The sequence below is a fragment of the Escherichia sp. WS2035 genome, assembly GCF_046487065.1.
Lineage (GTDB): Bacteria > Pseudomonadota > Gammaproteobacteria > Enterobacterales > Enterobacteriaceae > Escherichia > Escherichia coli.
The window spans coordinates 1-18,368 of the sequence record NZ_JBJQKD010000020.1; the positions used below are offsets into that span (position 1 = coordinate 1).

17 protein-coding genes are annotated in these 18,368 nt (G+C 50.6%); 11 read left to right on the plus strand and 6 right to left on the minus strand.

Annotated features, from left to right (window positions below):
• On the plus strand, window positions 1–78 hold a 78-nt coding region (locus ACJHX4_RS23505; protein WP_322967685.1), incomplete at its 5' end, for an IS3 family transposase.
• Window positions 79–271: 193 nt separating this feature from the next.
• Here ACJHX4_RS23505 and znuB read toward each other — a convergent pair.
• On the minus strand, window positions 272–1,057 hold the full coding sequence (znuB, locus tag ACJHX4_RS23510) for a zinc ABC transporter permease subunit ZnuB (protein WP_000571478.1): 786 nt from the start codon (window positions 1,055–1,057) through the stop codon (window positions 272–274).
• Window positions 1,054–1,809, minus strand: coding sequence for a zinc ABC transporter ATP-binding protein ZnuC (gene znuC / locus ACJHX4_RS23515; RefSeq protein WP_000202996.1), 756 nt, complete (start codon window positions 1,807–1,809; stop codon window positions 1,054–1,056). The genes znuB and znuC overlap by 4 nt, the downstream gene beginning before the upstream one ends.
• Before the next feature lie 78 nt (window positions 1,810–1,887).
• Between znuC and znuA the strand changes: the two genes are divergently transcribed.
• The 3 genes from znuA to lpxM all read left to right on the plus strand — a co-directional run bounded on the left by znuA (window position 1,888) and on the right by lpxM (window position 5,248).
• The gene (znuA, locus tag ACJHX4_RS23520) at window positions 1,888–2,820 is read left to right on the plus strand and encodes a zinc ABC transporter substrate-binding protein ZnuA (protein WP_001347089.1); all 933 of its coding nucleotides are present in this window, start codon (window positions 1,888–1,890) and stop codon (window positions 2,818–2,820) included.
• Window positions 2,821–2,835: 15 nt separating this feature from the next.
• Window positions 2,836–4,158 (plus strand): murein DD-endopeptidase MepM, encoded by a 1,323-nt coding sequence (mepM, locus tag ACJHX4_RS23525; protein ID WP_001184045.1) that lies wholly within the window; start codon window positions 2,836–2,838, stop codon window positions 4,156–4,158.
• A gap of 118 nt (window positions 4,159–4,276) precedes the next feature.
• On the plus strand, window positions 4,277–5,248 hold the full coding sequence (lpxM, locus tag ACJHX4_RS23530; RefSeq protein ID WP_001296141.1) for a lauroyl-Kdo(2)-lipid IV(A) myristoyltransferase: 972 nt from the start codon (window positions 4,277–4,279) through the stop codon (window positions 5,246–5,248).
• A 131-nt stretch (window positions 5,249–5,379) separates the two neighbouring features.
• Here lpxM and pyk read toward each other — a convergent pair whose 3' ends face one another.
• Entirely contained in the window at window positions 5,380–6,822 is a 1,443-nt protein-coding gene (gene pyk / locus ACJHX4_RS23535) for a pyruvate kinase (RefSeq protein WP_000091149.1), read from the minus strand.
• Between the two features lie 127 nt (window positions 6,823–6,949).
• Complete coding sequence (gene hexR, locus ACJHX4_RS23540; RefSeq protein ID WP_001056695.1) at window positions 6,950–7,819, minus strand: DNA-binding transcriptional regulator HexR; 870 nt, start codon at window positions 7,817–7,819, stop codon at window positions 6,950–6,952.
• 337 nt (window positions 7,820–8,156) lie between these two features.
• On the opposite strand from hexR, the gene zwf reads away from it, so the two are divergent.
• The 3 genes from zwf (at window position 8,157) to kdgA (ending at window position 12,356) form a co-directional block, all read left to right on the plus strand.
• A complete protein-coding gene (zwf, locus tag ACJHX4_RS23545; protein WP_000301727.1) occupies window positions 8,157–9,632 on the plus strand; it encodes a glucose-6-phosphate dehydrogenase in 1,476 nt (491 codons plus the stop codon).
• A 234-nt stretch (window positions 9,633–9,866) separates the two neighbouring features.
• Window positions 9,867–11,678 (plus strand): phosphogluconate dehydratase, encoded by a 1,812-nt coding sequence (edd, locus tag ACJHX4_RS23550; protein ID WP_001069461.1) that lies wholly within the window; start codon window positions 9,867–9,869, stop codon window positions 11,676–11,678.
• Window positions 11,679–11,714: 36 nt separating this feature from the next.
• Window positions 11,715–12,356 (plus strand): bifunctional 4-hydroxy-2-oxoglutarate aldolase/2-dehydro-3-deoxy-phosphogluconate aldolase, encoded by a 642-nt coding sequence (gene kdgA, locus ACJHX4_RS23555; protein WP_000800503.1) that lies wholly within the window; start codon window positions 11,715–11,717, stop codon window positions 12,354–12,356.
• A 55-nt stretch (window positions 12,357–12,411) separates the two neighbouring features.
• On the opposite strand, the gene purT is transcribed toward kdgA, so the two are convergent.
• The gene (gene purT, locus ACJHX4_RS23560; protein WP_000173466.1) at window positions 12,412–13,590 is read right to left on the minus strand and encodes a formate-dependent phosphoribosylglycinamide formyltransferase; all 1,179 of its coding nucleotides are present in this window, start codon (window positions 13,588–13,590) and stop codon (window positions 12,412–12,414) included.
• A 133-nt stretch (window positions 13,591–13,723) separates the two neighbouring features.
• On the opposite strand from purT, the gene yebG reads away from it, so the two are divergent.
• From yebG to ptrB, 4 genes are all read left to right on the plus strand, one after another.
• Window positions 13,724–14,014 (plus strand): DNA damage-inducible protein YebG, encoded by a 291-nt coding sequence (gene yebG, locus ACJHX4_RS23565; RefSeq protein WP_000257738.1) that lies wholly within the window; start codon window positions 13,724–13,726, stop codon window positions 14,012–14,014.
• A 66-nt stretch (window positions 14,015–14,080) separates the two neighbouring features.
• Window positions 14,081–14,437: a protein YebF gene (gene yebF / locus ACJHX4_RS23570; RefSeq protein WP_001295500.1), complete on the plus strand. Its 357-nt coding sequence runs from the start codon at window positions 14,081–14,083 to the stop codon at window positions 14,435–14,437.
• Between the two features lie 326 nt (window positions 14,438–14,763).
• Window positions 14,764–15,423: a tellurite resistance TerB family protein gene (locus tag ACJHX4_RS23575; protein WP_000024724.1), complete on the plus strand. Its 660-nt coding sequence runs from the start codon at window positions 14,764–14,766 to the stop codon at window positions 15,421–15,423.
• A 208-nt stretch (window positions 15,424–15,631) separates the two neighbouring features.
• A complete protein-coding gene (gene ptrB, locus ACJHX4_RS23580) occupies window positions 15,632–17,692 on the plus strand; it encodes an oligopeptidase B (protein ID WP_000936925.1) in 2,061 nt (686 codons plus the stop codon).
• On the opposite strand, the gene exoX is transcribed toward ptrB, so the two are convergent.
• Window positions 17,689–18,351 carry an exodeoxyribonuclease X gene (gene exoX / locus ACJHX4_RS23585; RefSeq protein WP_000944256.1) on the minus strand — a complete coding sequence of 221 codons (663 nt, stop codon included), beginning with the start codon at window positions 18,349–18,351 and terminating at the stop codon, window positions 17,689–17,691. The two genes, ptrB and exoX, sit on opposite strands and share 4 nt — an antisense overlap.
• Window positions 18,352–18,368: the final 17 nt, after the last annotated feature.

An 18,368-nucleotide genomic window follows, 5' to 3' on the forward strand; every position in this document is an offset into this window, starting at 1 on the left:
AATCAAAAAAGAATAAAACTCAGTCTTGGGGGACTCAGCCCGGTAGAATACCGGACTGAGTATCAAAAAGCCGGTTAACTGAAACTGTCCAGGTTTTGGGGTTCAGTTCATGTTCGTCTTATCAGGCCTACCAGAGATAGCGAACCGTAGGTCGGATAAGGCATGCGGACTGCAGGCAGAGAAAACTGACCGATTTTCTCTGCACTGGAGGGATAATACAAGGTCGGATAAGGCGCTCGCGCCGCATCCGACAAATATGTTCAGCGAAAGATTAGCTGGCCTGTTTTTTCATCATACTGATAATAAATAACAGTGCCGCGCATAGCACCACCGACGGGCCTGCAGGTGTATCGTAAAATGCGGAAAAGGTTAAACCGCCAGTCACTGCCACCATCCCCACCAAAACAGCGACACCAGCCATCTGTTCCGGCGTGCGGGCAAAGCGACGTGCAGTAGCAGCAGGAATAATCAGCAGTGAAGTAATAATCAACGCGCCGACGAATTTCATCGCTACACCAATCGTCAATGCCGTCACCAGCATCAACAACAATTTCACGCGCTGTAATTTCACACCATCAACAAACGCCAGATCCGGGCTAATCGTCATCGACAGCAAATTGCGCCATTGCCAGAACAAAATAGCCACCACGATGACCACGCCAATCGCAATAGAGATGAGATCTTCTGGCGTCACTGCCAGTAAATCACCGAACAGGTAAGCCATCAAATCAACACGAATATTAGACATCAGACTAACGACCACCAGGCCCAGCGACAGGGCACTGTGCGCCATAATCCCTAATAACGTGTCGATCGCCAGCTGTGGACGCTTCTCGAGCCATACCAGACCGCCCGCCAGCAGCAGCGTAACTGCAATCACCGCATAGAATGGATTCACGTCCAGCAACAAACCAAACGCGACGCCAAGTAATGAGGCATGAGCCAGCGTATCACCGAAATAAGACATACGACGCCAGACTACAAACGAACCCAGCGGACCCGCGGCACAGGCGAGCATGATCCCGGCTAACCAACCGGGAAATAATAATTCAATCATGAGCGATCATTTCCCCGACGCAAAACAATTCGTCCCTGTAAATCGTGACGATGATTATGATGATGGCGATAGATACCCAGTTGTTCAGCACCACGAGGACCAAACATAGAAATAAACTCCGGATGCAGGGAAACAACTTCCGGTGTGCCGGAACAACAAATGTGGTGATTCAGGCAAAGCACTTCATCGGTTTTTGCCATTACCAGATGCAGATCGTGAGATACCATTAAAACGCCACAATCCAGTTCACGACGCAGTTGGTCAATAAGGTCATATAACGCCACCTGACCATTCACATCCACGCCCTGAGTGGGTTCATCCAGCACTAATAATTGCGGTCGATTTAACAATGCTCGCGCTAACAGTACACGCTGCGTTTCGCCACCCGAGAGCTTTTGCATCGGTGCGTTAATCAGATGCCCGGCCTGGACACGTTTCAGTGCAGGCAAAATATCTTCTTTATGTGTGCCAGGGCGTAAGCGTAAAAAACGGTTTACGGTCAGTGGCAACGTGGTGTCGAGATACAGCTTCTGCGGTACATAGCCGATGCGCAGTTTTCCGTTGCGCTTGATAACCCCTTCATCGGGTGTTACCAGTCCGAGCACTACCCGTACCAGTGTCGACTTACCTGCGCCGTTTGGCCCAAGTAAAGTCAAAATTTTTCCAGGTTTAAGTTCCAGCGACACATCAGAGAGGACGCGGCGTTGGCCAAAAGAAACCGAGACATTTTCCAGGGAAACCAGACTTGTCATGTTAATTTTAGTCTTGCAGTAGTCATGAAATGTTATAATATCACACTTCTCATATTCATTACGATGATTGGTCGCATTATGTTACATAAAAAAACGCTTCTTTTCGCAGCATTATCCGCCGCTCTCTGGGGCGGTGCAACACAGGCCGCAGATGCCGCCGTTGTCGCTTCGCTTAAACCCGTTGGGTTCATCGCTTCTGCCATTGCTGATGGGGTAACAGAAACGCAGGTTTTACTGCCTGACGGCGCTTCAGAACATGATTATTCACTGCGTCCATCGGATGTAAAACGCTTACAGAACGCGGACTTAGTCGTTTGGGTTGGCCCGGAGATGGAAGCGTTCATGCAAAAACCGGTAAGTAAATTACCAGAAGCGAAACAGGTAACGATTGCGCAGCTAGAAGATGTGAAACCGCTGCTGATGAAAAGTATTCACGACGATGATGATGATCACGATCACGCGGAAAAAAGTGACGAAGATCACCATCACGGCGATTTCAACATGCATCTTTGGCTTTCCCCAGAGATAGCGCGGGCTACAGCGGTTGCAATCCATGGAAAATTAGTGGAACTTATGCCGCAAAGTCGAGCCAAACTTGACGCCAACCTGAAGGATTTTGAGGCACAATTAGCCTCAACCGAAACGCAGGTTGGTAACGAGCTCGCGCCGCTCAAGGGGAAAGGTTATTTCGTTTTTCACGATGCTTACGGCTACTTCGAAAAACAGTTCGGACTGACACCGCTTGGTCATTTTACCGTTAACCCTGAGATTCAACCTGGCGCGCAGCGTTTACATGAAATAAGAACACAGTTGGTTGAGCAAAAAGCAACCTGCGTTTTTGCTGAGCCACAGTTCAGGCCAGCGGTCGTTGAGAGCGTCGCACGAGGGACATCCGTTCGTATGGGAACGTTGGATCCCCTGGGGACGAATATCAAACTGGGTAAAACAAGCTATTCAGAATTCCTGAATCAATTAGCCAACCAGTATGCGAGCTGCCTGAAAGGAGATTAATGAGGAAGTGATTACGTGCAACAGATAGCCCGCTCTGTCGCCCTGGCGTTTAATAATTTACCGCGACCACACCGCGTTATGTTGGGGTCGCTCACCGTTCTTACTCTGGCCGTCGCTGTCTGGCGGCCCTATGTTTATCACCGTGATGCCACGCCAATTGTCAAAACCATTGAGCTGGAACAGAACGAAATTCGTTCGCTCTTACCTGAAGCCAGTGAGCCGATTGATCAAGCTGCACAAGAAGATGAAGCCATTCCCCAGGACGAACTGGATGACAAAATCGCCGGTGAAGCGGGCGTGCATGAATATGTTGTTTCCACTGGCGATACGCTAAGCAGCATTCTCAATCAGTATGGTATTGATATGGGTGATATCACCCAACTGGCTGCTGCCGACAAAGAATTGCGTAACCTGAAAATCGGTCAACAACTCTCCTGGACATTAACCGCGGACGGCGAACTGCAGCGCCTCACCTGGGAAGTGTCTCGTCGTGAAACCCGAACCTATGACCGTACTGCCGCTAACGGTTTTAAAATGACCAGCGAAATGCAGCAAGGAGAGTGGGTCAACAATCTGCTGAAAGGTACCGTCGGGGGAAGCTTTGTTGCCAGCGCCAGAAACGCCGGTTTAACCAGCGCCGAAGTGAGCGCAGTGATTAAAGCCATGCAGTGGCAAATGGATTTCCGCAAACTGAAAAAAGGCGATGAATTTGCGGTGTTAATGTCACGAGAAATGCTTGATGGTAAACGTGAGCAAAGCCAGCTGCTGGGCGTACGTTTGCGTTCAGAAGGTAAAGATTATTATGCAATCCGCGCTGAAGATGGCAAATTCTATGATCGTAACGGTACTGGTCTGGCGAAAGGATTCTTGCGATTCCCGACGGCGAAACAGTTCCGTATCTCATCTAACTTTAACCCGCGTCGTACTAATCCGGTGACCGGTCGCGTTGCGCCACACAGAGGTGTTGATTTTGCCATGCCACAAGGTACGCCAGTGCTTTCAGTGGGTGACGGTGAAGTGGTGGTTGCCAAACGTAGTGGCGCAGCAGGTTATTATGTGGCTATTCGTCATGGTCGCAGCTACACCACGCGTTATATGCACTTGCGCAAGATCCTGGTGAAACCGGGACAGAAGGTGAAACGTGGCGACCGTATCGCGCTTTCCGGTAATACCGGACGTTCAACCGGGCCGCATCTGCACTATGAAGTATGGATAAACCAGCAGGCCGTAAACCCGCTGACGGCAAAACTGCCGCGTACCGAAGGGCTGACCGGCTCCGATCGTCGCGAATTCCTGGCACAGGCCAAAGAGATTGTGCCGCAGCTACGGTTTGATTAATTAACATCCATTCGCAGCCGGTACGCAGTCAGTACCGGCTTTTTTATTTGGTGCGGGGCAAGTTGCGCCGCTACACTATCACCAGATTGATTTTTGCCTTATCCGAAACTGGAAAAGCATGGAAACGAAAAAAAATAATAGCGAATACATTCCTGAGTTTGATAAATCCTTTCGCCACCCGCGCTACTGGGGAGCATGGCTGGGCGTAGCAGCGATGGCGGGTATCGCTTTAACGCCGCCAAAGTTCCGTGATCCCATTCTGGCACGGCTGGGACGTTTTGCCGGACGACTGGGAAAAAGCTCACGCCGTCGTGCGTTAATCAATCTGTCGCTCTGCTTTCCAGAACGTAGTGAAGCTGAACGCGAAGCGATTGTAGATGAGATGTTTGCCACCGCGCCGCAAGCGATGGTAATGATGGCTGAGTTGGCAATACGCGGGCCGGAGAAAATTCAGCCGCGCGTTGACTGGCAAGGGCTGGAGATCATCGAAGAGATGCGGCGTAATAACGAGAAAGTGATTTTTCTGGTGCCGCACGGTTGGGCCGTCGATATTCCTGCCATGCTGATGGCCTCGCAAGGGCAGAAAATGGCAGCGATGTTCCATAATCAGGGCAACCCGGTTTTTGATTATGTCTGGAACACGGTGCGCCGTCGCTTTGGTGGTCGTCTGCATGCGAGAAATGATGGTATTAAACCATTCATCCAGTCGGTACGTCAGGGTTACTGGGGATATTATTTACCCGATCAGGATCATGGCCCAGAACACAGCGAATTTGTTGATTTCTTTGCCACCTATAAAGCGACGTTGCCCGCGATTGGTCGTTTGATGAAAGTGTGCCGTGCGCGCGTTGTACCGCTGTTTCCGATTTATGATGGCAAGACGCATCGTCTGACGATTCAGGTGCGCCCACCGATGGATGATCTGTTAGAGGCGGATGATCATACGATTGCGCGGCGGATGAATGAAGAAGTCGAGATTTTTGTTGGTCCGCGACCAGAACAATACACCTGGATATTAAAATTGCTGAAAACTCGCAAACCGGGCGAAATCCAACCGTATAAGCGCAAAGATCTTTATCCCATCAAATAAAAAATGCCTCTCGCGAGGAGAGGCCTTCGACTGATGATAAGTTCAAGTTTGCTTCAGAAGATTCGAAATCTGTTGAATTATCATTGAACTGTAGGCCGGATGAGGCGTTTTCGCCGCATCCGGCAACGTACTTACTCTACCGTTAAAATACGCGTGGTATTAGTAGAACCCACGGTACTCATCACGTCGCCCTGGGTGACAATCACCAGGTCACCAGACATCAAGTAACCTTTATCACGCAGCAGATTAACCGCTTCGCTGGCAGCTGCTACGCCGTCATTAGCGCTATCAAAGTGCACCGGCGTAACGCCGCGATAGAGAGCAGTCAGGTTCAGCGTACGTTCATGTCGTGACATGGCGAAAATTGGCAGACCAGAGCTGATACGGGAGGTCATCAGCGCGGTACGACCCGATTCGGTCATGGTGATGATCGCCGTAACGCCTTTCAGGTGGTTAGCCGCGTACATTGCTGACATGGCAATGGCTTCTTCCACATTGTCGAACTGAACGTCCAGACGGTGTTTAGAAACGTTGATGCTCGGGATTTTTTCCGCCCCCAGGCAAACGCGCGCCATGGCTGCAACAGTTTCTGACGGGTATTGACCAGCAGCAGTTTCTGCCGACAGCATCACAGCGTCAGTACCATCCAGAACGGCGTTTGCTACGTCCATGACTTCTGCACGCGTCGGCATCGGGTTAGTAATCATTGATTCCATCATCTGGGTCGCCGTGATTACCGCGCGGTTTAGCTGACGTGCACGACGGATCAACGCTTTCTGAATGCCGACCAGTTCCGGATCGCCAATTTCCACACCGAGGTCGCCGCGAGCAACCATTACCACGTCAGAGGCGAGGATGATGTCATCCATTGCCTCCTGGCTGCAAACGGCTTCCGCACGTTCAACCTTGGCAACAATTTTCGCATCACATCCTGCATCGCGTGCCAGACGACGGGCATAGTTCAGATCTTCGCCGCAGCGTGGGAAGGAGACAGCCAGGTAATCTACGCCAATCAACGCCGCAGTCTTAATGTCTGCTTTGTCTTTTTCGGTCAGCGCTTCAGCCGACAAACCGCCGCCAAGTTTGTTGATACCTTTATTGTTGGAGAGGGGACCACCGACGGTCACTTCGGTGAACACTTTCATGCCCTGGACTTCCAGTACTTTTAACTGGACGCGACCATCGTCCAGCAGCAGGATGTCACCAGGCACAACGTCAGCAGGCAGGCCTTTGTAGTCGATACCGACTTTTTCTTTGTCGCCTTCACCTTTACCCAGGTTGGCGTCGAGCAGGAATTTATCCCCAATATTGAGGAAAACTTTGCCTTCTTTAAAGGTGGATACACGGATTTTGGGCCCCTGGAGGTCACCCAGAATAGCCACATGACGCCCCAGTTTTGCGGCAATCTCACGAACTTTATCCGCGCGCATTTTGTGATCTTCAGGCGAGCCGTGAGAAAAATTCATACGTACAACGTTGGCACCCGCCGCGATAACTTTTTCAAGGTTATTATCGCGATCTGTTGCCGGGCCTAACGTGGTAACGATTTTAGTTCTGCGAAGCCTTCTGGACATGTAATACTCCGTTGACTGAAACAACCAGGTGTTGCTTGAACATGAAATCCGAATGAAATAACGCCGTGATGGCGATAAATTAATCTCATTCGGATGTCGTATAAGATTAGGACAGTGACAGTCGTTTTTAGCGATCGTCACTTAAATTAAGTAACTGCTTATCAAAACGCGATTCCTTCAGCGCTTCCTTGACCCGCTTCAAGTTATCTCTGAATTTTGTACCGCGCCGCAAAGTAAATCCTGTCGCCAGCACATCTATCACGGTCAGCTGTGCAAGTCGAGAAACCATGGGCATATAAATGTCAGTATCTTCCGGTACGTCGAGGGTAATTGCCAGCGTTGCTTCCCGGGCGAGTGGGGTACCCGCAGAGGTGAGGGCAATTACCATAGCGTCGTTTTCGCGTGCCAGCTGCGCCAGCTCGACCAGATTTTTTGTTCTTCCCGTGTGAGAAATCAGCACCACCACGTCTCCGTCGCTACAATTCATACAACTCATGCGTTGCAGCACGATATCATCGGAGTACACCACCGGAACATTAAAACGAAAGAACTTATTCATCGCATCGTGGGCAACGGCGGCTGAAGAACCTAATCCGAAAAAGGCGATTTTTTTTGCCTGAGTGAGCAAGTCGACGGCGCGGTTGATGGCAGATTTATCCAGTGAATGACGGACATGATCGAGCGTTGCCATTGCGGACTCAAATATTTTCCCCGTGTATGATTCAACGCTGTCATCTTCATTGACGTTGCGATTAACATAGGGAGTGCCATTCGCCAGACTTTGTGCCAGATGAAGTTTAAAATCAGGAAAACCGCGTGTGTCCATGCTGCGACAGAAACGATTCACCGTCGGTTCGCTAACATTGGCTTCCAGCGCCAGAGCAGCAATACTCGAATGGATCGCGTTATCGGGCGAAGCCAGAATGACCTCGGCAACTTTGCGCTCAGATTTGCTCAAATGTTCCAGCTGAGACTGGATTTTTTCCAGCATATTCATGATGTAAAGAGACTCACGGGTAATGACGATTTCCGCTCTGAAAGAAATCGAAATGCAGTTTTGTCAGATATTACGCCTGTGTGCTGTGTTAATGACAAAAGCAGATAAAAAAGTTGTTATTTTTTTTCATAACATGATCAGTGTCAGATTTTTACCCAATGGAAAACGATGATTTTTTTATCAGTTTTGCCGCACTTTGCGCGCTTTTACCGTAATCGCACGGGTGGATAAGCGTTTACAGTTTTCGCAAGCTCGTAAAAGCAGTACAGTGCACCGTAAGAAAATTACAAGTATACCCTGGCTTAAGTACCGGGTTAGTTAACTTAAGGAGAATGACATGGCGGTAACGCAAACAGCCCAGGCCTGTGACCTGGTCATTTTCGGCGCGAAAGGCGACCTTGCGCGTCGTAAATTGCTGCCTTCCCTGTATCAACTGGAAAAAGCCGGTCAGCTCAACCCGGACACCCGGATTATCGGCGTAGGGCGTGCTGACTGGGATAAAGCGGCTTATACCAAAGTTGTCCGCGAGGCGCTCGAAACTTTCATGAAAGAAACCATTGATGAAGGTTTATGGGACACCCTGAGTGCACGTCTGGATTTTTGTAATCTTGATGTCAATGACACTGCTGCATTCAGCCGTCTCGGCGCGATGCTGGATCAAAAAAATCGTATCACCATTAACTACTTTGCCATGCCGCCCAGCACTTTTGGCGCAATTTGCAAAGGGCTTGGTGAGGCAAAACTGAATGCTAAACCGGCACGCGTAGTCATGGAAAAACCGCTGGGGACGTCGCTGGCGACCTCGCAGGAAATCAACGATCAGGTTGGCGAATACTTCGAGGAGTGCCAGGTTTACCGTATCGACCACTATCTTGGTAAAGAAACAGTGCTGAACCTGTTGGCGCTGCGTTTTGCTAACTCTCTGTTTGTGAACAACTGGGACAATCGCACCATTGATCATGTTGAGATTACCGTGGCAGAAGAAGTGGGGATCGAAGGGCGCTGGGGCTATTTTGATAAAGCCGGTCAGATGCGCGACATGATCCAGAACCACCTGCTGCAAATTCTTTGCATGATTGCGATGTCTCCGCCGTCTGACCTGAGCGCAGACAGCATCCGCGATGAAAAAGTGAAAGTACTGAAGTCTCTGCGCCGCATCGACCGCTCCAATGTGCGCGAAAAAACCGTACGCGGGCAATATACTGCGGGCTTCGCTCAGGGCAAAAAAGTGCCGGGCTATCTGGAAGAAGAGGGCGCGAACAAGAGCAGCAATACAGAAACCTTCGTGGCGATCCGCGTCGACATTGATAACTGGCGCTGGGCCGGTGTGCCATTCTACCTGCGTACTGGTAAACGTCTGCCGACCAAATGTTCTGAAGTCGTGGTCTATTTCAAAACACCTGAACTGAATCTGTTTAAAGAGTCGTGGCAGGATCTACCGCAAAATAAACTGACTATCCGTCTGCAACCTGATGAAGGCGTGGATATCCAGGTACTGAATAAAGTTCCTGGCCTTGACCACAAACATAACCTGCAAATCACCAAGCTGGATCTGAGCTATTCAGAAACCTTTAATCAGACGCATCTGGCGGATGCCTATGAACGTTTGCTGCTGGAAACCATGCGTGGTATTCAGGCACTGTTTGTACGTCGCGACGAAGTGGAAGAAGCCTGGAAATGGGTAGACTCCATTACTGAGGCGTGGGCGATGGACAATGATGCGCCGAAACCGTATCAGGCCGGAACCTGGGGACCCGTTGCCTCAGTGGCGATGATTACCCGTGATGGTCGTTCCTGGAATGAGTTTGAGTAATATCTGCGCTCATCCTTTATGGTTATTTTACCGGTAACATGATCTTGCACAGATTGTAGAACAATTTTTACACTTTCAGGCCTCGTGCGGATTCACCCACGAGGCTTTTTTTATTACACTGACTGAAACGTTTTTGCCCTATGAGCTCCGGTTACAGGCGTTTCAATCATAATTTCCATGTATGAAACGCGTTGTGAATCATCCTGCTCTGACAACTCAATTTCAGGAGCCTTTATGAACCCACAATTGTTACGCGTAACAAATCGAATCATTGAACGTTCGCGCGAGACTCGCTCTGCTTACCTCGCCCGGATAGAACAAGCGAAAACTTCGACCGTTCATCGTTCGCAGTTGGCATGCGGTAACCTGGCACACGGTTTCGCTGCCTGCCAGCCAGAAGACAAAGCCTCTTTGAAAAGCATGTTGCGTAACAATATCGCCATCATCACCTCCTATAACGACATGCTCTCCGCTCACCAGCCTTATGAACACTATCCAGAAATCATTCGTAAAGCCCTGCATGAAGCGAATGCGGTTGGTCAGGTTGCGGGCGGTGTTCCGGCGATGTGTGATGGTGTCACCCAGGGGCAGGATGGAATGGAATTGTCGCTGTTAAGCCGCGAAGTGATTGCGATGTCTGCGGCGGTGGGGCTGTCCCATAACATGTTTGATGGTGCTCTGTTTCTCGGTGTGTGCGACAAGATTGTCCCAGGTCTGACCATGGCAGCCCTGTCGTTTGGTCATTTGCCTGCGGTGTTTGTGCCGTCTGGACCGATGGCAAGCGGTTTGCCAAATAAAGAAAAAGTGCGTATTCGCCAGCTTTATGCCGAAGGTAAAGTGGACCGCATGGCATTACTGGAGTCAGAAGCCGCGTCTTATCATGCGCCGGGAACATGTACTTTCTACGGTACTGCCAACACCAACCAGATGGTGGTGGAGTTTATGGGGATGCAGTTGCCAGGCTCTTCTTTTGTTCATCCGGATTCTCCGCTGCGCGATGCTTTGACCGCTGCAGCTGCGCGCCAGGTTACGCGCATGACCGGTAATGGTAATGAATGGATGCCGATCGGTAAGATGATCGATGAGAAAGTAGTGGTGAACGGTATCGTTGCACTGCTGGCGACCGGTGGTTCCACTAACCACACCATGCACCTAGTGGCGATGGCGCGCGCAGCCGGTATTCAGATTAACTGGGATGACTTCTCTGACCTTTCTGATGTTGTACCGCTGATGGCACGTCTCTACCCGAACGGTCCGGCCGATATTAACCACTTCCAGGCGGCAGGTGGCGTACCGGTTCTGGTACGTGAACTGCTCAAAGCAGGCCTGCTGCATGAAGATGTCAATACGGTGGCAGGCTTTGGTCTGTCTCGTTATACCCTTGAACCATGGCTGAATAATGGTGAACTGGACTGGCGGGAAGGGGCAGAAAAATCACTCGACAACAATGTGATCGCGTCCTTCGAACAACCTTTCTCTCATCATGGTGGGACAAAAGTGTTAAGCGGTAACCTGGGGCGAGCGGTTATGAAAACCTCTGCCGTGCCGGTAGAGAACCAGGTGATTGAAGCGCCAGCGGTTGTTTTTGAAAGCCAGCATGACGTTATGCCGGCCTTTGAAGCGGGTTTACTGGACCGCGATTGTGTCGTTGTTGTCCGTCATCAGGGGCCAAAAGCGAACGGAATGCCAGAATTACATAAACTCATGCCGCCACTTGGTGTATTATTGGACCGGTGTTTCAAAATTGCGTTAGTTACCGATGGACGACTCTCCGGCGCTTCAGGTAAAGTGCCGTCAGCTATCCACGTAACACCAGAGGCCTACGATGGCGGGCTGCTGGCAAAAGTGCGCGACGGGGACATCATTCGTGTGAATGGACAGACAGGCGAACTGACGCTGCTGGTAGACGAAGCGGAACTGGCTGCTCGCGAACCGCACATTCCTGACCTGAGCGCGTCACGCGTGGGAACAGGACGTGAATTATTCAGCGCCTTGCGTGAAAAACTGTCCGGTGCCGAACAGGGCGCAACCTGTATCACTTTTTAAGACGACAAATTTGTAATCAGGCGAGAGAAAACTCTGATGAAAAACTGGAAAACAAGTGCAGAATCAATCCTGACCACCGGCCCGGTTGTACCGGTTATCGTGGTAAAAAAACTGGAACACGCGGTGCCGATAGCAAAAGCGTTGGTTGCTGGTGGGGTGCGCGTTCTGGAAGTGACTCTGCGTACCGAGTGCGCAGTTGACGCTATCCGTGCTATCGCCAAAGAAGTGCCTGAAGCGATTGTGGGTGCCGGTACGGTGCTGAATCCACAGCAGCTGGCAGAAGTCACTGAAGCAGGTGCACAGTTTGCAATTAGCCCGGGTCTGACCGAGCCGCTGCTGAAAGCTGCTACCGAAGGGACTATTCCTCTGATTCCGGGGATCAGCACTGTTTCCGAACTGATGCTGGGTATGGACTACGGTTTGAAAGAGTTCAAATTCTTCCCGGCTGAAGCTAACGGCGGTGTGAAAGCCCTGCAGGCGATCGCGGGTCCGTTCTCCCAGGTCCGTTTCTGCCCGACAGGTGGTATTTCTCCGGCTAACTACCGTGACTACCTGGCGCTGAAAAGCGTGCTGTGCATCGGTGGTTCCTGGCTGGTTCCGGCAGATGCGCTGGAAGCGGGCGATTACGACCGCATTACTAAGCTGGCGCGTGAAGCTGTAGAAGGCGCTAAGCTGTAAAAGTCAAAATGCCCGATCGAGGATCGGGCATTTTTGTAGCGTTTTTTTGCCGGGTTTAACCCTGTACTTTTACCTGTCCGGCGGCGTGCTTCGCGCGTTCAATGGCGTCAACAACACTCTCTGCAGTAGCCAGTGCTACCCCCAGACGACGGCTGCCATCAATTTCCGGCTTACCAAATAAACGAATCTGCAAATCTGCGCCTACGGCATTCTGCACATTATCAAACGTGACATTCTGACTGGTCAGTTGCGGCAGGATAACGGCAGAAGCAGCAGGACCATACTGGCGGATCCCGCCAACCGGAAGTCCGAGGAAGGCACGTACATGCAGGGCAAACTCCGAGAGATCCTGAGAAATTAGCGTCACCATCCCGGTGTCATGCGGGCGAGGGGAGACTTCACTGAAAATCACCTCATCACCACAGACAAACAGCTCGACACCAAACAGCCCATAACCGCCAAGTGCCAGCACCACTTTACGGGCAATCTCCTGCGCACGTTCAAGGGCAAGCGGGCTCATTTGCTGTGGTTGCCAGGATTCACGATAGTCGCCATCTTCCTGGCGATGACCTACCGGTGCACAGAAATGGACGCCATCCACCGCACTGACGGTTAGCAGGGTAATTTCGAAGTCAAACTTAACGACGCCTTCAACAATTACGCGGCCCGCTCCGGCGCGACCACCTTGCTGAGCGTACTCCCATGCATGAGCAAGTTGCTCTGCAGAACGAATAAACGTCTGCCCTTTACCGGAAGAACTCATCACCGGTTTAACAATACAGGGGTAGCCAATGGCGGCAACCGCTTCGCGGAAAAGGTTTTCGCTATCGGCAAAACGATAAGTGGAAGTGGGCAGCTGCAGCTCTTCTGCCGCCAGGCGACGGATACCCTCGCGATTCATCGTTAATTTCGTTGCGCGAGCGCAGGGGACAACATTCAGTCCTTCCTCTTCAAGTTGGATCAGCATATCGGTGGCAATAGCTTCGATCTCCGGCACGATATAATGTGGTTTTTCCAGTTCAACCACACGGCGTAATGCATCACCATCAAGCATATTAATGACATGGGAGCGATGCGCGACATGCATGGCTGGTGCGTCGGCATAGCGATCGACGGCAATCACCTCTACGCCGAGACGCTGACACTCGATTGCCACTTCTTTACCCAGTTCACCGGAGCCTAATAACATCACGCGAGTTGCTGCCGGACGCAGCGCAGTGCCTAATAACGTCATAACGAATATCCCCTGATTAATTCCGCGCGCAGTATAAACGAAAACGTTTGCGTGTGTCTTTATTGCTGATGTTGATTTCCCAACTGAAAAGAAATATACTGTATAAAACCACAGTTATTATGAGAGGCTGCAAATGGCGGTTGAAGTTAAATACGTAGTCATTCGTGAGGGCGAAGAGAAAATGTCGTTTACCAGCAAAAAGGAAGCCGATGCTTATGACAAGATGCTTGATACGGCCGATCTGCTTGACACCTGGCTGACAAATTCTCCAGTGCAAATGGAAGACGAGCAACGTGAAGCCCTTTCGCTATGGCTGGCAGAACAAAAAGATGTGCTGAGCACCATTCTGAAAACCGGCAAATTACCGTCCCCACAGGTCGTCGGTGCTGAATCCGAAGAGGAAGATGCCTCACACGCGGCCTGAAGCAACTTGCGCTCCTGACAATTTGTACCATGCTTTCTCCTGAATCATTGTGCTATGGAGAAAAACATGAAAAAAAGAGGGGCGTTTTTAGGGCTGTTGTTGGTTTCTGCCTGCGCATCAGTTTTCGCTGCCAATAATGAAACCAGCAAGTCGGTCACTTTCCCAAAGTGTGAAGGTCTGGATGCTGCCGGAATTGCCGCGAGCGTAAAACGTGATTACCAACAAAATCGCGTGGCGCGCTGGGCTGATGATCAAAAAATTGTCGGTCAGGCCGATCCCGTGGCATGGGTCAGTTTGCAGGACATTCAGGGGAAAGATGATAAATGGTCAGTACCGCTAACCGTGCGTGGTAAAAGTGCCGATATTCATTACCAGGTCAGCGTGGACTGCAAAGCGGGAATGGCGGAATATCAGCGGCGTTAATGGCTTCTGATAATTCGATTGACCGTTGGCGGATGCGGCGCGGGTGCCTTGTCCGCCCTACAACGCAACACAATCGTAGGCCTGAGAAGACGCAGTAGCGTCGAACCGGGCAATCAGCATCAAACAGTTCCACTCAAAATGTCAAACTACTTTCACCTAAAATACCCTTATCACCTTATATACAGTGAACACCTTACCTGGCGCGAATTTCTTTGAATAACGGCCTACCGCCCCGCTTATTTGCGCATCTTTTGTCTCGATATACATTTTCTGACATCCTCATCCGCTATGCTACAGGCACTAAAAATGGTTATTGAGGAGCAAATATGGCTAACTGGTTAAATCAACTGCAATCCCTGCTTGGGCAAAGCCGTTCTTCTACCTCCTCGTCTGCGGATCAGGGATTGGGCAAACTTTTAGTGCCTGGCGCATTAGGCGGACTGGCTGGGCTGCTGGTCGCAAATAAATCAGCACGTAAACTTCTTACGAAATATGGCACAAACGCGTTACTGGTTGGCGGCGGAGCGGTAGCGGGTACGGTGCTGTGGAATAAATACAAAGATAAAATTCGCGCGGCGCATCAGGACGAACCGCAGTTTGGCGCGCAAAGTACGCCGCTGGATGAGCGTACGGAACGTTTGATCCTTGCGCTGGTCTTTGCCGCTAAAAGTGATGGTCATATTGATGCCAAAGAACGTGCGGCAATCGACCTGCAATTGCGTGAAGCCGGTGTGGAAGAGAAGGGGCGTGTACTCATTGAGCAGGCAATCGAACAACCGCTGGATCCACAACGCCTGGCTACCGGGGTCCGCAATGAAGAAGAGGCGCTGGAAATCTATTTCCTGAGCTGCGCGGCTATTGATATTGACCATTTTATGGAACGCAGTTACCTGAATGCACTGGGTGATGCGCTGAAAATCCCCCAGGACGTTCGTGAAGGCATTGAACGCGATCTCGAACAGCAAAAACGTACTTTGGCGGAGTAATTCCGCTCTCTGGATAGCCTGAAGTTGACTATTTCGGGTTATCCAGAACCGCACAGCCATTTGAACAGGCTGATTTTCTCTGTCTGCATAACAGTCGATATCCGCGCCATTACCTGTCATCATCTAAGCAATGACTACCCTGTTTCGCTTGCATCCCCGGTGAGTTTTGCCACCCTTATAAGATGTTTCAACCAGAAAGAACAATAACATGCTACCAAAAGCCGCCCGCATTCCCCACGCCATGACGCTTCATGGCGATACGCGCATCGATAATTACTACTGGCTGCGGGACGATACGCGTTCTCAGCCGGAAGTCCTGGACTATCTGCAACAAGAAAATAGTTACGGTCATCGGGTGATGGCCTCGCAACAAGCCTTGCAGGATCGCATCTTAAAGGAAATCATCGACCGCATTCCGCAAAGAGAAGTTTCTGCGCCCTACATAAAAAATGGCTACCGCTATCGGCATATTTATGAACCAGGCTGTGAATATGCTATCTACCAGCGTCAATCGGCGTTCAGCGAAGAGTGGGATGAGTGGGAAACATTGCTCGATGCCAACAAGCGCGCGGCTCATAGTGAGTTTTATTCGATGGGCGGAATGGCGATTACGCCCGATAACACCATTATGGCACTGGCAGAAGATTTTCTTTCCCGACGCCAGTACGGCATTCGTTTTCGTAATCTGGAAACAGGTAACTGGTATCCGGAACTGCTGGATAACGTTGACCCCAGCTTTGTCTGGGCAAATGATTCCTGGACTTTCTACTATGTTCGCAAGCATCCGGTGACGCTGCTTCCTTATCAGGTCTGGCGTCACGCCATCGGTACGCCAGCATCGCAGGATAAACTGATCTACGAAGAAAAAGACGATACCTATTACGTCAGCCTGCATAAAACGACCTCGAAGCACTATGTAGTCATTCATCTGGCCAGCGCCACCACCAGTGAAGTTCGCCTGCTGGACGCGGAAATAGCCGATGCCGAGCCGTTTGTTTTTCTGCCGCGCCGCAAAGATCACGAATACAGCCTTGATCACTACCAGCATCGGTTTTATCTGCGTTCCAACCGCCACGGTAAAAACTTTGGCTTATACCGTACCCGTATGCGTGATGAGCAACAGTGGGAAGAGTTAATTCCGCCACGTGATAACATTATGCTGGAAGGGTTTACGCTGTTTACCGACTGGCTGGTGGTTGAAGAGCGTCAGCGCGGGTTAACCAGTTTGCGGCAAATTAACCGCAAGACCCGGGAAGTCATTGGCATTGCCTTTGATGATCCGGCCTATGTGACCTGGATTGCCTACAATCCAGAACCTGAAACCGCGCGATTGCGTTATGGTTATTCGTCCATGACCACACCAGATACTTTGTTTGAACTGGATATGGATACCGGTGAGCGTCGTGTATTAAAACAAACGGAAGTTCCTGGTTTTGATGCGGCGAATTACCGCAGTGAACACCTGTGGATAGTCGCCCGTGATGGCGTCGAAGTTCCGGTTTCGCTGGTCTATCATCGCAAACATTTTCGCAAAGGACACAACCCGCTGCTGGTGTATGGCTACGGTTCTTACGGCGCAAGTATTGATGCCGATTTCAGTTTTAGCCGCTTGAGTTTGTTGGATCGTGGATTTGTCTACGCCATTGTCCATGTTCGTGGCGGCGGTGAGCTGGGGCAACAATGGTACGAGGACGGTAAATTTCTGAAGAAGAAAAATACGTTTAATGATTATCTTGATGCCTGCGATGCATTGTTAAAACTGGGCTATGGCTCTCCTTCGCTCTGTTATGCGATGGGCGGGAGTGCGGGGGGTATGTTGATGGGCGTTGCGATTAATCAACGCCCGGAATTGTTCCACGGCGTTATCGCCCAGGTGCCGTTTGTTGATGTTGTAACAACAATGCTGGATGAATCAATTCCTCTTACCACCGGCGAATTTGAAGAGTGGGGGAATCCGCAGGATCCGCAATATTACGAGTATATGAAAAGCTACAGCCCGTATGACAACGTCACCGCACAGGCTTATCCGCATTTACTGGTAACGACCGGTTTACACGATTCTCAGGTGCAATATTGGGAACCGGCAAAATGGGTCGCTAAATTGCGCGAGCTGAAAACCGATAACCATCTTTTATTGCTCTGTACCGACATGGACTCAGGCCATGGCGGTAAATCTGGTCGCTTTAAATCGTACGAAGGCGTAGCGATGGAATATGCTTTTCTGGTCGCGCTGGCGCAGGGAACATTACCCGCTACGCCTGCGGATTAAGTATTTTCCAGATAATGTTTCAGTGTTAAACGCAGCTCCGGGCTCATGCTGTCCAGGTTATTAAATAACCAGCGCAGATAGCCCGGATCGCGTTCGGCAACGTCGGAAACCGCTTTGCCACGGTATTTGCCAAAGGTGAAAGTCGTCATCAACGATGGACGTCCGGTGATATCGGCCATCTGTTCTGCCGTCCAGCCGGAGGTGTTCATAATATCGATAAGCAACGCAGCGGTGATATAACAGTCATACAACGCGCGGTGATGATGCAGGCCCGGCGGCGTCTGTACATTGAGCTTCCGTGTTTTATATAACGCCATATTGCTGTACTTGATCCCTGGCCACAAACGACGGGCCAGTTTCATAGTGCAAATCCACTCACCGGGCATTTCAGGCAGTACGCGGCGGTCAAAGCTGGCGTTATGCGCGACATACCATTCACTACCGTAATAGTGCGGGATCACATCTTCAATCCACGGTTTATCGGCGACCATGGCTTCGGTGATGCGATGAATCGCCATCGCCTGTGGACTAATAGGACGATCGGGACGCACCAGGTGGCTCATGGGATTGACGATTTTTCCGTCAATGACATCAACAGAGGCAATCTCAACGATCCCTCCCTGCAAACCGCAGGTTTCTGTATCGATAATGCGCAACATGGCATGCTCCAGGCCGA